Source organism: Novosphingobium sp. B-7 (assembly GCF_000410615.1).
Lineage (GTDB): Bacteria > Pseudomonadota > Alphaproteobacteria > Sphingomonadales > Sphingomonadaceae > Novosphingobium > Novosphingobium capsulatum.
This window is the reverse complement of sequence record NZ_KE148383.1, coordinates 1-227: the sequence shown is the minus strand read 5'-3', so window position 1 is coordinate 227 and position 227 is coordinate 1. Positions and strand designations below refer to the sequence as shown.

General features: G+C 73.6%; 1 pseudogene. It reads left to right on the top strand.

Going from position 1 to position 227, the window contains the following annotated elements:
- Positions 1-227: pseudogene (locus H926_RS34290) on the top strand (RND transporter); the annotation flags it as partial.

Genomic DNA, 227 nt, shown 5'->3' with positions numbered 1-227 from the left:
AGGGCCCCCCCCCGCCGCTCGAACATGCCCTGGCGCAAAGCCATGACCTGCTCGCCTATCTTACCGGACAGGGCGCGGCCGATGGCTCCCTTCCGCCGCTGGCCCTGGCGCAGGTGACGCTGCCGCATGACCTGCCGCTCAGCCTGCCGGCGCAGCTGGTGCGCAACCGGCCCGATATCCGCGCGGCCGAAGCCAACCTGCACGCCGCCAGCGCCGGGGTGGGCATC